This is a genomic window from Snodgrassella sp., from assembly GCF_024103505.1.
GTDB classification, from domain to species: Bacteria; Pseudomonadota; Gammaproteobacteria; order Burkholderiales; family Neisseriaceae; genus Snodgrassella; species Snodgrassella communis.
In genome coordinates this window covers 239,464-259,537 of sequence record NZ_JAGGIJ010000001.1, presented here as the reverse complement: position 1 = coordinate 259,537, position 20,074 = coordinate 239,464, and the positions used below count along the sequence as shown (strand labels likewise).

17 protein-coding genes, 1 tRNA gene and 2 pseudogenes are annotated in these 20,074 nt (G+C 39.3%); 13 read left to right on the top strand and 7 right to left on the bottom strand.

Annotation, left to right across the window (positions count from 1 at the left end; translation table 11 throughout):
* The first annotated feature begins 199 nt into the window (after positions 1-199).
* The 3 genes from J6578_RS01190 (at position 200) to pyrF (ending at position 2,597) form a co-directional block, all read left to right on the top strand.
* Complete coding sequence (locus J6578_RS01190) at positions 200-541, top strand: LapA family protein (RefSeq protein ID WP_080701853.1); 342 nt, start codon at positions 200-202, stop codon at positions 539-541.
* Between the two features lies 1 nt (position 542).
* Complete coding sequence (lapB, locus tag J6578_RS01185; protein ID WP_093090677.1) at positions 543-1,727, top strand: lipopolysaccharide assembly protein LapB; 1,185 nt, start codon at positions 543-545, stop codon at positions 1,725-1,727.
* 141 nt (positions 1,728-1,868) lie between these two features.
* A complete protein-coding gene (gene pyrF / locus J6578_RS01180; RefSeq protein WP_093090675.1) occupies positions 1,869-2,597 on the top strand; it encodes an orotidine-5'-phosphate decarboxylase in 729 nt (242 codons plus the stop codon).
* A 79-nt stretch (positions 2,598-2,676) separates the two neighbouring features.
* On the opposite strand, the gene ubiM is transcribed toward pyrF, so the two are convergent.
* Entirely contained in the window at positions 2,677-3,891 is a 1,215-nt protein-coding gene (ubiM, locus tag J6578_RS01175; protein ID WP_287953703.1) for a 5-demethoxyubiquinol-8 5-hydroxylase UbiM, read from the bottom strand.
* A 167-nt stretch (positions 3,892-4,058) separates the two neighbouring features.
* Between ubiM and J6578_RS01170 the strand changes: the two genes are divergently transcribed.
* The 4 genes from J6578_RS01170 to prmB all read left to right on the top strand — a co-directional run bounded on the left by J6578_RS01170 (position 4,059) and on the right by prmB (position 6,940).
* Positions 4,059-4,688: a Smr/MutS family protein gene (locus J6578_RS01170; protein WP_287950421.1), complete on the top strand. Its 630-nt coding sequence runs from the start codon at positions 4,059-4,061 to the stop codon at positions 4,686-4,688.
* A gap of 247 nt (positions 4,689-4,935) precedes the next feature.
* Positions 4,936-5,439: a DUF2062 domain-containing protein gene (locus J6578_RS01165; protein WP_287950422.1), complete on the top strand. Its 504-nt coding sequence runs from the start codon at positions 4,936-4,938 to the stop codon at positions 5,437-5,439.
* A gap of 4 nt (positions 5,440-5,443) precedes the next feature.
* The gene (locus tag J6578_RS01160; protein WP_287950423.1) at positions 5,444-5,950 is read left to right on the top strand and encodes a DUF4157 domain-containing protein; all 507 of its coding nucleotides are present in this window, start codon (positions 5,444-5,446) and stop codon (positions 5,948-5,950) included.
* Between the two features lie 84 nt (positions 5,951-6,034).
* On the top strand, positions 6,035-6,940 hold the full coding sequence (prmB, locus tag J6578_RS01155) for a 50S ribosomal protein L3 N(5)-glutamine methyltransferase (protein WP_287950424.1): 906 nt from the start codon (positions 6,035-6,037) through the stop codon (positions 6,938-6,940).
* A 48-nt stretch (positions 6,941-6,988) separates the two neighbouring features.
* Here the strand turns inward: prmB and J6578_RS01150 are convergent, their stop codons facing one another.
* The 3 genes and pseudogenes from J6578_RS01150 to J6578_RS01140 all read right to left on the bottom strand — a co-directional run.
* On the bottom strand, positions 6,989-7,453 hold the full coding sequence (locus tag J6578_RS01150) for a CYTH domain-containing protein (RefSeq protein ID WP_239423354.1): 465 nt from the start codon (positions 7,451-7,453) through the stop codon (positions 6,989-6,991).
* Positions 7,454-7,551: 98 nt separating this feature from the next.
* A pseudogene (locus J6578_RS01145) lies at positions 7,552-8,496 on the bottom strand (serine hydrolase domain-containing protein); the annotation flags it as partial.
* A 463-nt stretch (positions 8,497-8,959) separates the two neighbouring features.
* Positions 8,960-9,912 (bottom strand): annotated as a pseudogene (locus J6578_RS01140) (ABC transporter transmembrane domain-containing protein); the annotation flags it as partial.
* A 424-nt stretch (positions 9,913-10,336) separates the two neighbouring features.
* Between J6578_RS01140 and J6578_RS01135 the strand changes: the two are divergent.
* The 5 genes from J6578_RS01135 to J6578_RS01115 all read left to right on the top strand — a co-directional run bounded on the left by J6578_RS01135 (position 10,337) and on the right by J6578_RS01115 (position 14,409).
* The gene (locus J6578_RS01135; RefSeq protein WP_287953701.1) at positions 10,337-10,816 is read left to right on the top strand and encodes a hypothetical protein; all 480 of its coding nucleotides are present in this window, start codon (positions 10,337-10,339) and stop codon (positions 10,814-10,816) included.
* A gap of 200 nt (positions 10,817-11,016) precedes the next feature.
* Positions 11,017-11,496 (top strand): hypothetical protein, encoded by a 480-nt coding sequence (locus J6578_RS01130; protein ID WP_287953700.1) that lies wholly within the window; start codon positions 11,017-11,019, stop codon positions 11,494-11,496.
* Positions 11,497-11,696: 200 nt separating this feature from the next.
* Positions 11,697-12,176, top strand: coding sequence for a hypothetical protein (locus J6578_RS01125; protein ID WP_287953700.1), 480 nt, complete (start codon positions 11,697-11,699; stop codon positions 12,174-12,176).
* A 213-nt stretch (positions 12,177-12,389) separates the two neighbouring features.
* Entirely contained in the window at positions 12,390-12,632 is a 243-nt protein-coding gene (locus J6578_RS01120) for a hypothetical protein (protein ID WP_287953698.1), read from the top strand.
* A 40-nt stretch (positions 12,633-12,672) separates the two neighbouring features.
* Positions 12,673-14,409 carry an SPM autocatalytic domain-containing protein gene (locus J6578_RS01115; RefSeq protein WP_287953696.1) on the top strand — a complete coding sequence of 579 codons (1,737 nt, stop codon included), beginning with the start codon at positions 12,673-12,675 and terminating at the stop codon, positions 14,407-14,409.
* Positions 14,410-14,606: 197 nt separating this feature from the next.
* Here the strand turns inward: J6578_RS01115 and clpB are convergent, their stop codons facing one another.
* A complete protein-coding gene (gene clpB / locus J6578_RS01110) occupies positions 14,607-17,180 on the bottom strand; it encodes an ATP-dependent chaperone ClpB (RefSeq protein ID WP_093090663.1) in 2,574 nt (857 codons plus the stop codon).
* A 761-nt stretch (positions 17,181-17,941) separates the two neighbouring features.
* Here clpB and J6578_RS01105 point away from each other — a divergent pair.
* Positions 17,942-18,301, top strand: a complete 360-nt coding sequence (locus J6578_RS01105) for a hypothetical protein (RefSeq protein WP_287953694.1) — start codon at positions 17,942-17,944, stop codon at positions 18,299-18,301.
* A 606-nt stretch (positions 18,302-18,907) separates the two neighbouring features.
* Here the strand turns inward: J6578_RS01105 and J6578_RS01100 are convergent.
* Positions 18,908-18,998 (bottom strand) — tRNA-Ser (locus tag J6578_RS01100).
* Positions 18,999-19,106: 108 nt separating this feature from the next.
* Complete coding sequence (gene yaaA / locus J6578_RS01095) at positions 19,107-19,889, bottom strand: peroxide stress protein YaaA (protein ID WP_093090659.1); 783 nt, start codon at positions 19,887-19,889, stop codon at positions 19,107-19,109.
* Positions 19,890-20,074 lie beyond the last annotated feature (185 nt).

Here is a 20,074-nt window from a genome sequence, read left to right as displayed (position 1 = left end):
TTTAGCCAGTGGCTGCTGTTACTTTATGTAAACATAAATATTATACACTGCCTATTTTACTTGCCAATGCTGAAAACAAGGACAGTTTTTGCTAAAAAGTAGTGAAATCGTTTAAACTGTGTTGCTTCTTGGATAAACAGGATGGTATCTGGCATATAATTGTTTTTTCATAAAACAGTATATTACAGGGTGGATAAGCATGAAGATTATTTATACATTAATAAAAATAGTGGTATTGCTGGCGTTATTATTACTGACTGTTAGCAACACCCAATTGATTGCATTTAATTATCTGCCTGGGCAGATGGTGAATTTACCGTTAATTGTACTGTTGCTGATATTTTTTATTATCGGTGCGGTTTTCGGTGTTTTTGCTATGTTTGGTCGTCTGCTGCACCTGCGCAGTCAGGTTAATCAGTTGCAGAATCAACTTAATAAACAGGCTAAAGCTGCCAGCCAGTCTGTGCCAACAGATAATATTGTCGTTACCACCACAGCGGCAGAAACCAATAATACTAAGCAGATGAAGGCAAGCAATTAGTATGGATAGTAATGATTTCTGGATGTGGCTGGCACCAGTTATTCTGTTACCGGTATTTTTCGCTATGGGGTGGTTTGCTGCACGTGTGGATATGCGTGCGGTGCTGAAGCAGGCGAAAGCCATTCCGGATGGATTTTATAAAAGTCTGGATGCTCTAGTGGAGCGTAAAAGTGCGGTAGCAGTGCGGGAGCTGGCAGAAGTGGTAGATCAGCAGAATGATGCTCGCCAAAGCACTTACGAGCTGCATTTGACTTTGGGCAAGCTATATCGCCAACGCGGTGAAAACGATAAAGCCATTGCCCTGCACCAGAGTTTGTTGCAATTGCCAGAAACCATTGCAGAACGTCGTGATACAGTAGCCTTTGAGCTTGGTCAGGATTATCAGGCTGCCGGTCTGGTCGATCGTGCTGAACAGATACTGGTTGGCTTACTTAATGGCAGTAAAGCCAAACAGGCGCGGCAGATACTGCTGAATATTTATCAGCAGGATCGTGATTGGGAAAAAGCCATTAAGCTGGCTGAGGAACTCAGCACCGGTGACCAGACTTATCAATTTGAGATTGCTCAGTTTTATTGTGAACTGGCACAACTGGCTTTGTATCAGTCTGAATACAATAAAGCGCGTGAATATATTTTTCAGGCGCTGGCTGTAAACCGCAAATGCAGTCGTGCCAATATGATTATGGGTGATGTTGAACTGAAACAGCAGAATTATCAGGCTGCAATAGATGCCTATAGTGCTATCGAAAAGCAGAATTATGAGTATCTGAGTCTGGTAGGTGAACGCTTGTATGATGCTTATGATGGTTTACAGAAAGCAGCTGATGGAATTGAGGTATTGATTGGCTTTGCGCAGACTTTCCCGCAGCTGGATCTGTCTGGCGTGATTTATGAAAAATCTCTGCCTGTCTTTGGTGAAGACAGAGCCAGAGAAATCGTTATTGATTTGGTGCGACGCAGACCTACTCTTACCGGAACGTACCGTTTATTAGGGGTATTGCAGAGCAATATTAATCCGAAATGGAAAGTTGATGTTGATATGATGCGTTCGGTAGTGGGCATGCAGATGCAGAAATCTGTGATGTACCGCTGCCGCCATTGCCATTTTAAGTCACAGGTTTATTTCTGGCACTGTCCGGCCTGTAATAAATGGGAAACATTTACGCCTAATCGTATTGATGTTTAAATCTTCTAATAAGCTTTGGATCGGCCAGTCAGCTCTGGCTGTATCCTGCATTGATCAATGAAATTCACTACTTAAATTACAATTGATATTTTATAAATTTGAGTAGCTGCCTCTTTTATTTACTTGCTATTTCCGAATAATATGAATCCATTAATGCTTGATACCACACTGATTAATCAGCCAGCAAAACCAGTGATTGTGGCACTTGATTTTGCCAATGCCGAATCAACACTGGACTTTGTACAGCAGCTGAATCCGAATTTGTGCCAACTTAAAATCGGCAAGGAGTTATTCACTGCCACTGGGCGCTATCTGGTAGAACAACTGGTATTACAAGGCTATCGGGTTTTTCTGGATTTAAAATATCATGATATTCCTAATACCGTTGCTTCCGCCTGTAAAGTGGCTGCTGATATGGGGGTATGGATGGTAGACATGCATGCTTCGGGAGGGCGCAGAATGATGGAGGCTGCTGCCGAAGCTGTGAGCAATTGCAGCCAGCCACCATTATTGATTGCGGTGACGGTTTTAACCAGCATGACGCAGGCTGAATTGGCTGAAACAGGTTTGAGTTCGCCAATAGAGGAAGTGGTAATGCGTCTGGCAGAACTCACTCGCCAATCAGGACTGGATGGGGTGGTTTGTTCTGCTCAGGAAGCCTCCTTGTTACGCCAGCAATTGGGAGAAGAATTTTTACTGATTACACCCGGTATACGCTTGCACGATGCAATTGAGGATGATCAGCGTCGAATTATGGCGCCTAAAGCAGCTCTGGCTGCTGGTAGCAGCTATCTAGTAATGGGGCGGCCGATTACTCGAAGTGAAAATCCAGCTGAGGTGCTGCAACAAATCAATAACGGTTTGATTTAGGTCGGTATAACATCAACGTAAAAATGCCTGCTAGCGTTTGCTGAAAGCAGGCATTTAATCCATTAGTTATTAATATTGATTAGCCGGTTAACTGTTTGCTAATCAGTTTTTTTACTGGCGGCATATTATTGCTGATACGTAATACCAATGAGCGAATCAGGCGCGCTGGTTGGCTGTCATTGGTAAACAAAGATACCATCGCATTTGTACCATGATACAGTATACGGGTGTGTGGCATATGTTGTCTCTGGTACTGTGCTAGTAAGGATTGACTGGCAATATCTTTGCCTTTGTCTACAGCTTCATTAATTAGTTTGGCTAATATGTTCACACCACTTAATCCCAGATTAAAACCGTGTGCTGTTACCGGATGCATACCAACAGCAACATCACCAATTAAAGCGCTGCGCTGAGCGTAAAATGCGTTGGCATGAACGCCGACAAGCGGATAGTGATGAATGGTACTGACAAGATGCATTTCACCAAGTTTTCTTTTTAGCTGTTTGGTAATATCTGCTGCCAGCTGCAAGGGAGACATATCCAGAATTTCACCCGCATGTTCGTTGTTAATCGTTACCACACAGTTTGTGAGGTTTTCTTCCAATGGTAGCAAGGCAAGAGTACGGCCGTAGTGGAAACATTCCAAAGCAGTATGTTGATTACTCAAGGTATGGCGCATGCGGAAAACAATAACTGTACGCCCGAAATCATGAATCTGAGCAGAAATACCTAGCTGGCGGCGTGTATTGGAAAAACGGCTGTCGGCAGCAATCAGTAGTTTTGCGCAGATAGTCTGGCCATTATCAAGAGTGGCTTCGATCTGATTGGCAGCTTCATTTCTTACGTCAACAATACTGTGTCCGGTTATGAAATTGACATTGTGAAATGATTGTACAGCTTCATATGCAGCACGCCGTATATGATGATTACTGATGAGAAAACCTAGTGAGTTGGCAGGTTTGCCGCGAGCCATGGTCGGTTGCTCAAAGTGTAGCTGATAATTGGAGCTGCCATTTATTACTTTGGCATCGCGCAGGGGATAAATTTCATCGGCTGGAATTTTCTCCCACATATCCAACTGTTGCATCAATTCCTTTGAATAATGTGTCAGAGCTATTTCTCTGCCATCAAAAGGTGGTTGTGCTAGCGTAGTCAGTTCCTGTTTTTCTATCACAGTAATTGACAGTCCTGAAGGAGCCAGCGCGCGCGCCAGACTTAGTCCGGCAGGACCAGCTCCAACAATAATGACATCAGTTTCTTTGCCTGAACATAAAGACACATTATTTGCTGTCATAAAATCTATTCCCGAATGAATATATCCAATACCGTGTTAGGATAACTGAAAATCGGCATGAATCCTATCTTCTTTGGTCAAAAAGTTAATAAAAGTCAAGCTTAGTATACAGTTTGCGGCTCTGTTAAAATCATGGAAATGGTATTTATATATAAATGGTTACTCGTATGGCTAAACACTCTTTTCAGGATCAATTGCAGCAACTGGGTAAACAGGCTAAAGCTAATCGCTTAGCCCAAGAGCAGCAAAAGCAGATAAAAGCTGCACAAAAGCAACAGACAGATATTAGCTTTACTGAAGCGATGGGTAAGGATGTCATTCCATTAAAGGCTAGAAATCAGTTTCAGCATCCGCGTGACAATGCTCCGATTAAACCGCGATCGCAACAGGAAGAATCACTTAACCATGCCAGCTATTTTTACATTGGTGAAAATCAGCAGGATGCAGCACCGGCAGTGTTCAGTAAAAATGGTCGTGGAAAGGCTGATATCCAGCGTCTACAGTCCAAACATTGGCCGATTGTGGCTTATGTTGATTTACATGGCTATCGTCAGGAAGAAGCACAGCAAGTGCTGAATGAATTTATTTATTATATTCAGCAATATGGTGTAGTGGGCGAGATAGTTCATGGCAGCGGGCTGGGGTCGAGAGATTTTCAGCCGGTTTTAAAAACGCTGGTACGACGCTGGCTGATGGCTCATCCGGAGGTGCTGGCCTATGCGCAGCCAAATGAACGCAATGATGGTGCTGTCTATGTATTGGTTAAAAAGAAACACCGTACAAAGAATTGGGAGTGATTTATTTTCAAATAAACAGTATTCACATGTTAAAACTAAGACAAAACAAATAGAATCTCAACTTGAGCCAAAACAGATGTCTATGTGTACTAATTTATCAGGGCACAAACTCTAATAGCTGATGCAGACGATAAACAAATAAGTTATTTTAAAATTTAAATCGGTATGAAAAATGGTATTTAGATCTATCTGAGCGATTATAATGTTTAGTTGTATAGCCAAATGGTTGCAGTCTCTAAGACAAAAAATGCCTACTCAGGCCTCAATATTTGCTTCAGCGTGGTTTAAACCTTTTGCACGCTGGTTTGATCGCCCGTATTACTGGCAATTGAATCGTGAGCGTGCAGCTTCGGCTGTAGCAGTAGGGATGTTTTGCGGCTTAATGCCCGGACCTACGCAAATGCTCAGTGCTTTGCTGGTTGCCTATGTTGTGCGCACGAACTTACCTCTGGCATTGCTAACTACACTTTATACCAATCCACTAACTTATGTGCCATTATATTATTGTGCCTATCAGATTGGTGCCAGATTAATGTATGGCCAGTGGGGACACCAAATGCCAGCTTTTCCCGATTTCACTATGGGGCATCTGGGCGTTGAGCTGTGGCAGTGGCTAATTTGCTTTGGCAAGCCTTTGCTCTTGGGTGTGCCTGTGCTGGGTGTAATACTGGCTGTTGTCGGTTATATTATGGTTTGGAATGGTTGGCAATGGTTTACCAGCAGGCATACAAACACCGGTAGTCAGAAATAATATTATGCAACGTCCCCTAACATGCAATGAACTGAATCTGGTTAGAAAAATTCTGGGTAATGCCGCAGATTGGTCACAGGTGCAAATTGTCTGCGGTGCGTGGTGGCTGCTACATCCGCATGCAGCCATTACCTGTGGCAATCATATTATTTTTCCAGTAGCTTACTATGCAGATGATTTTACACAGACCAGTTTGAGCCGACAGGCGTGGTTCATACATGAATTAATGCATGTTTGGCAATATCAGCATGGTTTCCCAATTATACTTGCTGGTGTCTGTCTGACACTGAAAGCGGGTTATTATCAGGCACGTGCCTACCGCTATCCGCCTTTAAGCACCATTAAAAGCCTTGGGCGGCTAAATATGGAGCAGCAGGCTCAGTTGGTGCAGGATTATTTTCTGGCACTCGTCGGAGATAAGCGCCACCAGCCTTTTTTGGTGCATTTTCGTCGCCTGCTTAAGCCGTTAATCCGCCATCCCGATAATCGTCGTTTACTGCCACATTACTAAACATTCAGCTGTATTGGTCAACTATCTTGGGTTATCCGGTTAAACTGTTATAATCAGCGCTTAATTTTCTTGCCGGAGTAATTCATGTCTGTATTTGAGGTAGCAGCGCAGCAACTGCATAGTGTACGTGATTTTTTACGCTTTGCCGTAAGCCAATTTGAAGAAGCTGAGCTGTTTTATGGTCATGGTAATGATAGTGCCTATGATGAGGCGGCCTATCTGATTCTGCATACCTTACATTTACCACTGGATACACTAGAACCATTTTTAGATGCACGCCTGCTGGAAACAGAAAAATCAGTCTTGCTGAAATTGATACAGCGCCGTATTAGCGAACGAATTCCAGTTGCTTATCTTACTAATCAAGCCTGGCAGGGTGAATACGAATTTTACGTGGATGAACGGGTGATTGTACCGCGTTCATTCATCTATGAGCTTTTAGGTGAACCTTTGCAGCCATGGATTGAATACGATGAGCTGGTACACAGGGCACTGGATTTATGTACAGGTAGTGGTGCGCTGGCAATTCAGTTGGCACATTGTTATCCGGATGCGCTAATAGATGCTGTTGATATTAGTCTGGATGCACTTGAAGTGGCTGGCATCAATGTTGAGTCCTACGGTTTGCAGGAACGCATTAGCCTGATTCATACCGATTTATTCACAGGTATCGATACTAGCTATGATTTAATCGTGTCTAATCCCCCTTATGTCGATGCTGAATCCGTGGCGCAATTACCGGATGAATACCTACATGAACCGGAGCTGGCGCTAGGCAGTGGTACTGATGGGCTGGATGCGACCAGACAGATTATCCAGCAGGCAGCCAAATACCTGAATCCGCATGGTGTATTACTGGTTGAAATTGGTCATAACCGCGAAGTACTGGAGCAGGCATTTCCCGAACTACCATTTACATGGATGTCCACCAGTGGTGGTGATGGTTTTGTGTTCCTGCTAACTCGAGAACAGTTATTGGGTGAAGTATAAATTGTTGCTCATCTGATCAGTTTGCCTCACCGTACAATTATGGTGTATTTACCATAATGTAAACGGCAGACTGACCAGATTGCTATTGTAATAGCGAGGATCATCTGAAACTTCCTGTCCAATCCAGTCAGGTAAAACAATCTGCTGATTCGCGTGACTCAATTCAACTTCAGCCACAATCAGCCCCTGATTGGCACCTAAAAATTCATCTACTTCCCATACAAGACTATTTAAGCGTATGTGATATCGGTATTTTTCAATTACTGGCTGTTCAACCATATAACGTAGCATATGCTGAGCGTCTTCAACAGGTATCGAATATTCAAATTCAGTTCGCGTAATGCCTTGATTAGTACTTTTAATGGTGAGCCAGGCTTGAGTATCACAGACACGGACACGTACAGTTCGCTCCTTGATAGTAGACAGATAGCCCTGACAAAAATATATAGCAGGTGCCAATCCCCGCCAGCCATTACCTTCTACCAGAAATTTACGTTCAATTTCTTCTGCCATAATCAGTATTTGCCATTAAGTTATGTGTTGAATGAAAAGCACCAGAAACTGCCTGACAGTTATCTGGTGCAGATATATATTAAGCTTAATAATAACAGTTACAAAGCCAGTTTATTAGCAATAGCATTAAACATTAGCGATGCTTCCAATGGCTGCTCCAGCATGGATGGCTCAGCTTTAGGCCATGTTGACCATTGTACGATAACCAGTTTCTGTGCCTGATTAACCATAATAATCTGCCCGTAAATACCTAATGCCCACATACTGTCTTGATTGTTCAAACCTGTTTTGGGCGCAACATTAGTTGCTGTGGCTGGAATGCTGTTATTCCACCATTCATAACCATAAGTACCTTCAGGATGTAGTTTGCTGACAGAATTTTTAGCTTTATTCCAGTTACGTGCATCTTTCACCCAGTTTTGGGGCAAAATTTGTTTACCATTGGGCAATATACCGTTATTCATCACAAACAGGCCGAATTTACCCCAATCCTCAAGCGTGGCATTAAAACCATGAGCACCAACATCATGTTTGCCCACTGCATAGCTGTGCCATACACCGTCTCGGTTCATGCCATATGGCTGCCAGATTTTGTCCTGAAGATATTTGGCAATACTTACACCTGTGGCTTTTTCCAATGTATCGCCCAGTTACCATGCTCCGCCTGAAGAATACGACCAAGCTTTTCCCGGTTTGGCATAAGCTTTGCGTTTCGGATCTTTGACCAGATTGTTAACACAGGCATAAGTATTCGGATGAGCCTCACACTGGGTAAGCTGAGAGAAATCTGATTGCGGGTTGGTATAATCTTCATTCCAGCTCACACCTGAAGTGTGCTGAAGCAGTTGGCGAATGGTAACATGTTCCCATGCCGTGCCGCGTACATCGTGATTGTATTTCACCACTTCATCATCCAGCGATTTGATTTTACCTTCTTTTAGCGCGACACCTACCAAGGTAGAAACAACTGATTTGCCCACAGAACGAGATGTCCACAATGTAGTAGGGTTGTTGTCATTGGCGTAATAATCCCATACCACCTTACCATCATTCCATTGACATTATTGCGCTTTAAATAGTCTTTCAGTAGATATAACTTTCCATTTAACTGATAATCTAGTTTAGAGAGATTGTGCGGTGCTCGTGGTAGTGGCTGACCATTGGCTGCATAAAATACATCAGCATCATAAGAGCGGTAATCATTACGGAAACCAATGGCACGCAGTTACTGATTCCAAGTGAGCATGTTTTTAACATTTGGCAGTTTAGTGTCAACTGGAGTAGAAATGTATTTGGCGAAGCTGTACAACCAAACTTTATATTTATATATTTATAAATTCAATTTTTTAGGTGTCAGTGCAGGCTAAAAATTGCTATTAGCCAGTTTTATCTTTTTAAAACATGATTTTGAAACAGCTGAAGACTGCTGGCAAATAAATATCCTGATTTCTGTTTTAGCAAAATAAAATCGAAAACAGAATGGGATGTATCAATATGTACTAGCTCAAACTTATCATTTAAAAGCGTACACAATACAGGACTGACAGTGGCCGACCAGAACGCATAGCACAGTAACGACACCAATACCACCAGTGTTAGCCAGCCACTGTAATACGTATGACTAATAAAAAGATAAACGAGAAACAGAAATCCAGAACCGAAGTCAGCGCCTGTCCTTTGAAAAAATCACTGATCTGCTCCAGCTACTGTACTCGTGTCACCGTACCACCTACACGCCAATATTCGAAATAAACCTGAAGTAAACTCCGTAAATGACGAAACAGCTATGCTTCCAGTTCCACATCAATACGCGAAATTATATGAGCAAAAATATAAATACGTAAGCTCCTCCATACCACATCAAATAAAGTCACCACCAGTGGGGCAACAGCAATCACATCCAAAGTAGAGAACCCATGATGGACCAACATCTTGTCCATCACCACCTGAAAAAATAAAGGCGTGATTAAAGCAAATAACTGAATCACAACCAATACCAATAATACTTCCAAAAATATTAAGGTATTTAATAACTGACGGAATAAACCAAGTAAAAAATCGAATTTAGCCAATTACCCCATAATAGAAGCATGGGAAGTGACTAATATACCTTGCCCAGAATAACGCGCAGCAAATATTGCCTAACATAAAATAGCCGGTTTGCCTTTTGCTCTATCCTGAATAAAAAAACGGCCATCATCAACTTTAGCCAAAATATAGTACTGTCCGTCATCACGCTAAATTAAAGCGGGCTAAATAATTCAAGCTAAAAGGAAAATATCATGTCTCACCAGTCAGACTTTTAAACTCAGATCTTTAGCGTCCAGTAACTATTTATTCGCATCTAAATTACCCTAATCGGCAAAGCGGTGAGCGATGTCTGTTGGGTTGGCGGCGAAGCCATGGTAATGAGCTAAAAAAACAAAACGGAAAATGTTAATTTGTGTTATGTTAATGATAGTTTAGGGCTGAGGTTGGGCAGTGTTATGGGTGAAAAGGAAGAATTAAAAATAAATTTATTTAAAATTAATGACAAAAATTGTTGTAAAAATAGTACAAAACCGAAAATCAATATATTGTTTTGATATTAATTGTTCTGATATAGTTTTGTAAAAATTTGTCTAATTTTTTATGCAAAATTAATGGATGTACTTTGATTATTCAGTAGCAAATATGCTATTGCATTTATACGGAAAGGATACGATATTTTGTAAAGGCAGCTATCTTTCTAAATCGGAGAAGCCGGACAAACACAAGTTGCAGGGCACATAAGAAATTCAGACTATATTTAACGTACTGTTAATCATTAAAGATAGCGAAAAACTATATATATTTTTTACAATACACTGTTTTATCGTTGATAAAATTATTTTTGGAGGACGAATGTTTGATCAATTTTTGGATTTCATATCGGGTCGTTGGTTCTGGATACCGGCTATATTTTTCTTTGGTATCTTTCTGATATACCTAGGGAAAAGAAGGCTACGCTCTGAAGCACAACCAGACCCAAGATACGATCTGATCCCAGATGAAGATGTGAAAAAATTCTGGCGATGGATGTCAGAATACAATATTTGTCTGAGTAAGTTTCATATCTATTTTTTTGGTCCGCTTATGATCGCTTTTGCTATTATTAACGGTTTAATGCTATTGGTATTTAATGCCAAGACTGATAACTTAATGTCAATAGAACAAATTGTTTTATTTATTGTATTTATTTCGTTTGGTTGTTTTTTAAGTGAAGGTGCTTCAATTGTACGTGGGGGGAATGGTGGAGGTGGATCAAATGTAAGTGTTAATAAAAGTTCAATAATTGATATATATAAATGTATTAATTTTCGTTCAAAGGAAGAAAAAAAATGAATTATAAAAAATTTAAAACCACCTATTGGTGAACCAAAAAATTTTTATAGGCAGCAGATTAATATTTTAAAAGGTATTAACTATATACCCTATTGTTGGGTAATCGGTCGCAGTATATGGTTTATTACATGGAGTGTGTTTTTTATCTATTTTACAGTACGGATTTATCAAGATAACTTTTTATATAAATAGAGGACAGTATGTTTGATCAATTTTTGGATTTCATGTTGGGTCGTTGGTTCTGGATACCGGCTATATTTTTCTTTGGTATCTTTTTGATATACCTAGGGAAAAGAAGGCTGTGCTTTGAAGCACAACCTGACCCAAGATACGATCTGATACCAGATGAAGATGTGAAAAAATTCTGGCGATGGATGTCAGAATACAATATTTGTCTGAGTAAGTTTCATATCTATTTTTTTGGTCCGCTTATGATCGCTTTTGCTATTATTAACGGTTTAATGCTATTGGTATTTAATGCCAAGACTGATAACTTAATGTCAATAGAACAAATTGTTTTATTTATTGTATTTATTTCGTTTGGTTGTTTTTTAAGTGAAGGTGCTTCAATTGTACGTGGGGGGAATGGTGGAGGTGGATCAAATGTAAGTGTTAATAAAAGTTCAATAATTGATATATATAAATGTATTAATTTTCGTTCAAAGGAAGAAAAAAAATGAATTATAAAAAATTTAAAACCACCTATTGGTGAACCAAAAAATTTTTATAGGCAGCAGATTAATATTTTAAAAGGTATTAACTATATACCCTATTGTTGGGTAATCGGTCGCAGTATATGGTTTATTACATGGAGTGTGTTTTTTATCTATTTTACAGTACGGATTTATCAAGATAACTTTTTATATAAATAGAGGACAGTATGTTTGATCAATTTTTGGATTTCATGTTGGGTCGTTGGTTCTGGATACCGGCTATATTTTTCTTTGGTATCTTTTTGATATACCTAGGGAAAAGAAGGCTGTGCTTTGAAGCACAACCTGACCCAAGATACGATCTGATACCAGATGAAGATGTGAAAAAATTCTGGCGATGGATGTCAGAATACAATATTTGTCTGAGTAAGTTTCATATCTATTTTTTTGGTCCGCTTATGATCGCTTTTGCTATTATTAACGGTTTAATGCTATTGGTATTTAATGCCAAGACTGATAACTTAATGTCAATAGAACAAATTGTTTTATTTATTGTATTTATTTCGTTTGGTTGTTTTTTAAGTGAAGGTGCTTCAATTGTACGTGGGGGGAATGGTGGAGGTGGATCAAATGTAAGTGTTAATAAAAGTTCAATAATTGATATATATAAATGTATTAATTTTCGTTCAAAGGAAGAAAAAAAATGAATTATAAAAAATTTAAAACCACCTATTGGTGAACCAAAAAATTTTTATAGGCAGCAGATTAATATTTTAAAAGGTATTAACTATATACCCTATTGTTGGGTAATCGGTCGCAGTATATGGTTTATTACATGGAGTGTGTTTTTTATCTATTTTACTATACAGGTTTATTTACATAATTTTTAATTTATTAAAGGATATATGATGGAAGCAACAATGACAAATAATCCACAACTTTTTAAATTAAACCCAATTACTGCACAGCTAAGAGAATATTGTTCTTTCAAAGAGGCTCTCTTTGGAGATGCATTAAGTGGCACATCAACGGTAGGAACAATAATTTCCATTATTGAATATTGTTTAGGTAGAATATTTAAACAAGCTAAGGTTATGGAGATTGTGGATCATTTAACAGCAAAACAGGGGTTGGTAACAAGTATTCCTCAGTTTTTTCGCTAAACTTGGAAGTGGTCAGGTAACAGGAAGTGATATATTAGGAATGGCAAATACACTTACTGGATATATATTGTCTATTGCTGTACTTGTTGGAGCTAGAATTAACCCATGGGTTTTTGGTGCTTCGATACTAATTGATATAGCTAATATGCTTTATCAATATATAACCTGCAAGCCAAAAGATGAAACTCCAAGCAAACAAGAAGCGGAAAGCCAGGCATCACCTCTGATCATTGATCTAAATTTTAATGGTGTTGAAACCGATCGTTTGGGCATTGGCGCCTATTTTGATTTAGACCACAATGGTTTTGCAGAAGAAACTGCTTGGGCCAAATACAATGATGGTTTACTGGCATTGGATTTAAATGGTAATGGCATAATTGATAATGGTTCTGAGCTGTTTGGCAACAATACCATTCTGCCCGATGGTAGCAAGGCCAGTAATGGTTTTGAAGCATTAAAACAATATGATTCCAATGGCGATGGTGTGATTAATCATTTAGATGACATCTGGTCTAAGCTGAGAGTATGGCGAGACCAAACTGCTGATGGCATTACCCAGCAAGGTGAGCTACACACATTAGATGAATTAGGTATTACTTCTATTGATCTTCATTACAAAGAATCGGATTATGTTGATAATAGCAACAACGGTCATAAACAGCAGTCAACAGTTACTTGGAAAGACGGTAAGACCAGCAATATTGATGATGTCTGGTTGCAAACTGATGTTTCCAAAACCATAGACAGAACGCCACTGGGTGATGTTCCTCAGGATATTTTAGATCAGGTCTATGTTTTACCCACTGTTAATGGTTTTGGTAATCTGGTCAATCTGACCAAGGCCATGGCGCAAGATCACAAGCTATTAAAAATGGTGCAGGATTATATAGCCTTAGGGCAAGAAAACCAGACCGACAGTCAATTAGATGCCATTATCTATCAGTGGGCACAGGTAACGAACGTCGACAAAAATGGCCGGACTAACACGGTAAATGGTCAGCAACTGGCGGTATTGGAAATTCTAACCGGCAGTGAATACCACCAAAATGGCTGGGGCAAAAACCCAGGTCCTAATGCGGGGAATATACTCACTCAGGAATACAATAAATTCCGTCATTATGTAAAATCCATGATCTTGGCACAAACAGATTATGCAGAAATTTTTAAGCCGGAAATGATTAAAAATGTTATCACTGGTTATGATGACATTGTCTTTAAAAATCTTCAGGACTATTTAAGTCAACTCTCACAAAAAGTCCATGATGGGGATACCGATTCAATTAAAGAATTACTGAAAATATCGAATATCATGCATGGCATGAATACGTATAAAACTTTTGTATTCGATAATATGGTCAAAGATATTGAGAAATTCAGTGAAAATGATTTGGCTCTTTCGAAATACCTGTCTGGCAATTTGTTGATCGGAGATGAAAATAGTAATAATTTATTTGGTTCATCTTCTGCTGATTATATTATTGGCAGCAAAGGCAATGATTCATTAGTTGGTGGTGATGGTGATGATACTTATGAATTTTCCTTTGGTGATGGTGTGGATACTATTTATGATTCTGAGGGAAATGACCGTATTGTCCTCAAAAATATTCTACCTTCACAAGTCAGAATTAGTCGTAAGCTGGATTCTCTGGTGATTGAACTCATCAATGCCGGCGATAAAACACCCACAGGGGATAAATTAATTATTCAAAATTACTTTGATATTGTGGGTAATGGTTTAGGTGAAGGGCTTATTGAAACTATTATTTTTGCAGATTGATTCATTACTGACGCTCCATTATTGGTTTAAAATACATTTAATGTCAGATTAAATAAAGACTACTGCAAATACTGATATATACCTTGCCTAGCAATGTTTGCACTATAGGCTATCGCAGATATCAGCGTAAAATAATTCCAAAGCTGTTTTGCAGTTAAAAAGAAACCTGCATGGATGCAGGTTTCTTTAATCATTTATCAGGCAAAAGTCAGTGTACCATTTTCTGCAGTCAGCATAATCGTACTGTCTGGTGCATAATTGCCTGCCAGTAGTTCTTTAGCCAGTGGATTTTCTATTTCAGTCTGGATAGCGCGTTTCAAGGGGCGGGCACCATAAACTGGGTCAAAGCCCACTTTAGCCAGTACATCCAGAGCCGCATCATCAACCTGTAAATGCAAATCCATTTTTTCAAGACGCTGACGTAGGCCTGCCAATTGAATATTGGCAATAGCACGGATATTTGATTGATTGAGACTGTGGAATACCACTACCTCATCAATACGATTAATCAGCTCAGGACGGAAGTATTGTTTTACATCTTCCATTACCACCGCTTTGATGGCTTCATAATCATCACTTACCATCTTCTGGATTTCCTGACTACCGATATTAGATGTCATCACAATAACGGTATTTTTAAAATCCACTGTTCGTCCTTGACCATCAGTCAGACGACCATCGTCCAGCACTTGTAACAAGATATTGAAAACGTCTGGATGAGCTTTTTCCACCTCATCTAGCAGGACTACACTATATGGATTACGCCGTACCTGCTCAGTCAGAAAACCGCCTTCTTCATAACCAACATAGCCGGGAGGCGCACCAATTAAGCGAGCTACAGAATGTTTTTCCATATATTCAGACATATCCACCCGAATCAGATGGGTTTCGCTGTCGAACAGGAAGCTTGCCAGTGTTTTGCAAAGTTCCGTTTTGCCTACACCGGTAGGGCCGAGAAACAAAAAACTGCCATAAGGTTTGTTCGGATCAGCCAGACCGGATCGTGAACGACGAATGGCATCTGCTACCGCCCGAACCGCTTCATCCTGTCCAACTACACGCTCATGTAGCACTTCTTCGATTTTCAGTAATTTTTCCCGTTCACCAGCCATCATTTTTGTTACTGGAATACCAGTCATGCGTGAAACAATTTCAGCAATTTCTTCCGAACCGACTTTAGTACGCAATAGTTTGTTGGGTTGGTTATCCTGCCTGCCACTGTCTGCTGCCTGCAACTGCGCTTCCAGCCGTGGCAACTCCTCATATTGTAGTTTAGCCACTTCCTCCCATTTACCATCACGTTTGAGCGCATCCATCTTAATCTTGAGCTGGTCAATTTGCTCTTTAATGGTCACACTACCTTGAGCTTTAGCACGCTCAGCTTTCCAGATTTCATCCAGATTGGCAAATTCGCGTTTAACATTATCTAGCTCCTCTTCCAGCAAAGCCAAACGCTTTTTACTGGCTTCGTCACTTTCTTTAACCAGAGAGGCTCGCTCAATTTCAAGCTGGATTTCGCGGCGTTTAAGCTTATCCATGCTTTCCGGCATAGACTGGCTTTCAACCTTAATCAGCGAAGCCGCCTCATCAATTAAATCGATGGCTTTATCCGGCAGAAAGCGGTCAGTAATATAACGATTGGATAATTCAGCTGCGGCTACAATTGCAGGATCAGTAATTTCTACACCATGATAAATTTCATAGCGTTCCTGTAAACCGCGTAAAATCGCAATAGTGTCTTCTACCGTAGGTTCTTTAACCAGTACTTTCTGAAAACGTCGCTCCAGAGCGGGATCTTTCTCAATGTACTGGCGATATTCATCCAGTGTAGTAGCACCGATACAGTGCAATTCACCGCGTGCCAGTGCCGGCTTGAGCATGTTGCCGGCATCCATGGCACCATCTGCCTTGCCTGCGCCCACTAAGGTATGAATCTCATCAATAAAAATAATCGTATTACCTTCATCTTTGGCCAGATCATTGAGTACCGCTTTCAAACGCTCTTCAAATTCTCCACGGAATTTGGCGCCAGCAATCAGGCTGGCCAAATCAAGCATCAGCAAACGTTTATTGCGCAAAGAGTCCGGAACTTCATTATTGACAATCCGCTGCGCCAAACCCTCAACAATCGCCGTTTTACCAACGCCGGGTTCGCCAATCAGCACTGGATTATTCTTAGTGCGCCGTTCCAGCACCAGAATCGTACGCCGTATTTCATCATCGCGTCCAATGACTGGATCCAGCTTGCCGGCGCGAGCTTTTTCTGTCAGGTCGGTTGTATATTTTTTCAGTGCCTCACGTTGGTCTTCTGCATTAGGATTATCCACACTTGCCCCTCCACGAACAGCATCAATGGCAATATTCAGTTTATCTTCAGTAGCACCAGCCTGTTTCAGGATACGGCCGCATTGCCCATTTTCCTGTACAGCAGCCAGCAGAAATAATTCACTGGCAATATAAGCGTCACCACGTTTAATAGCAGCCTTATCCATTAGATTTAAAATATGCTGCAACTCGGTACTAGGCAGAATCTCTCCGCCCTGACCAGAAACCTTGGGCAAAGCATCAATGGTAATTTCTATTTGTTGTTTCACTTGTGCAACATTAACACCAGCCTGAGTTAACAGGGCGGCACTGCCACTATCGGTATCATCAACTAAAGCTTTCAATATGAAAACTGCCTCAAGATAACCAGCATCTTGTCCAAGCGCCAGACTTTGTGCATCCTGTAAAGCCTGCTGAAATTTTGCTGTAAGCTTATCGAATCGCATCTGATTTCTTTCATTTAATTTTCCATTAATGGAAATATTGGTATTAGGAAATTAATGTCAAGGGTTAATATTGCTAAAAACTCATTTTAGAAGAAAATTATTGTTTTATATATAAAAATATTAATCTGTGTGCCGCTGTATATCATCTTCTCTAACTAATAAGTATTTTATAGATGTCGGGGTTAATTTATACGACGGATTTATCAGATTATTTGCTAACAGAATTCTGATGTAAAATATTTGTATTCGAAATATAAAAATAATCTTTACTCAGCTAAAGTCATAACAAATTCTTTTGAAAACCAATGCAAAATTTTGACTCAATAACTTATATTGATTAAGACAGATAATTTTATTTATTTGTCAAATTAAACTGATTTAGTGTCATATACGGATTTTATAGAAAATAAAATAAAATCATATATATAAATTGCTGATAATGGCAAATTAATAACAGGATGTCTGCTGATTGCAGGCGGCAGAATTTCACAAATTTTGTGAGTATATCTGTGGATAACTATAAAAAAACAAGGTGAATCAACTTAGTCTTATGGTGATTAAAATTTGGGCAATTTTTCTTGTTCATTGCTGCTAAAAATGTGCTGCTGTAAAAGTATAGTGTGTGCTACAAATCACATATACACCGATATGTAGTCATGTCACCAATTGTTAAATCAACTGATTAAAACCTTATTTTTTTAGCGTTATTTTTTGTAATGGTGTAAAATTAGCTTTTGTTTTGAATATTTACTAAGATAACCATGAGAACCGAAGAATTTAATAAATGTCGTGAATTTCTTGAAGGGCAAATCATGCGTACGCCTGACAACAAAGAATTAATAGCTGCTTATCAAAAGCTGCTCGAATTGAAAAGCATTTACGATACTGAAATTCATATTTCCATGTTAGATAAAAAAGCACGCAGAATGGAATTTCAGCAGCAAGTACAGACTACTGTATCTGCTACAGAAAATCATCAAGAAGGTATTAGTACAAAAGACGACGTGCAAAACTATAATCAGTTGCAACTTAATCAAAACAATCAAAACAATTTAATGGCAAACCAAAAAAACTGGTACAACTACCAGCGAATTCAGCATCATCATTTTGGTGATAACTGATTATTTTATCGGATTGAATTCAATAATTTTAAATATGAATCATTTCTTAGATGTGTAATCGGTTATTAAAACAAAAGTTTGCTAAAGTAAACGGTGAAACTTTTGTTTTTTAATGGGTATAAATAATACGTACATTCGTAAACTATGTTGAGCGGATATTAGTATGAATTATATTGTATATAGTTTTAGAAATTGCAGTATTATCAACAATTATTAACTTAAGTTATTGAATTAATTTGATTGTTGGAATCAATAATGCTGATAAGTAAGTAACATATTGGCAGACACTAGCTTAGATATCGATATTTTTAGAGTAGATCTTCAATATTTTGGTAGTCTTTGTGTGTTTCAATAAGTGGAAATTCTGGATATTGCTTTTGTATGGCTTATTATTAGAAACCTTGAATTTTATTCAAACATAGTGACTAGAATGACTATTTTGGGCATATTGTCACAACATACTTAGTTTGAATACTCCAAAATACCACAAAGATTTAGATGTGTATGAAAGTAGCTGAAAAAGTTTCGAATAAAATAAAGACCTAAATATTATTATTTAGGTCATATTTGGGCTTTTAAAAAAGTAAAAGCATCTGAATAATGTCTTGGCGGAAGCGGTGAGATTCGAACTCACGGTGGGCTATCAACCCACGACGGTTTTCAAGACCGTTGCATTAAACCGCTCTGCCACGCTTCCGTCTTTGAAGATGCGCATAATAGACGATAAATGCACATTTGCCAAGTGTTTTATTTAGGTGAATTTAGGGTATGAGGCTAAATCATTCATTTTATTTTTGATTAAATTTTAATAGTGCATATTTTCATCACGCAGAAATACCCACTGTTTGTCGCTGGATGAGGCTTTATCATAATAATAGCCTTCGTAATCGAAATCTTTTAACTCTTCTGGCTCAGTTAACTGCTTCTCGGCTGCATAGCGCATAAATAAACCACGTGCACGCTTGGCATAAAAGCTAATAATTTTATATTCGCCATTTTTTTGGTCTTTGAATACGGGAGTAATCACTTGAGCAGAAAGCTTTGAGGGCTTTATCGCTTTGAAATACTCCTGTGAGGCAAGGTTGATTAATACCTGATCTTGTACTGCCTGCATATTCTGTTCAATGGTGCTGGTAATGATATCCCCCCAGAATGCATATAAATCCTTGCCGTAAGGATTAGCAAGTTTGGTGCCCATCTCCAGACGATATGGTTGTATCAAATCCAGTGGTTTGAGTACACCGTATAAACCGGAGAGAATGGCCAGATGCTGCTGTAGATAGTTTAATCCTGTTTCAGATAAATGGTTGGCATCCAATCCTTCATAAACATCGCCATTAAAAAGATAGACAGCCTGCTTAGCATTGTCCAAGGTAAAGGGAGGTTGCCAGTGGTGATAGCGTTCGGCATTCTGTAGAGCAAGCTTGTCAGAAATACTCATTAAGGTTGCAATTTCGTGTGGCGCCAATTGCTGTAGTAAAGGCACTAGCTGCTGCGCCTGTTGCATTAATTGAGGCTGTGTGCACTGTTTGGTCGTGATTGTTGCTTCTTCATTGAGTTTTTTAGCGGGTGATATAACAAAATACATTTTTTTCCTTGATATTTGACTGTTGCTCTTTTGCATGTACTACTTATGCTCGGCAAAACGATATGCTTAGAATAGATTGCGGTTAATATATATAGGGTTTGCAATTCAAGAATACTATAATCTTTATTATAGGTAAGCTGGTTATTTGCATAATCATAAAAAAAACGGCACAATTCTTTACTCAT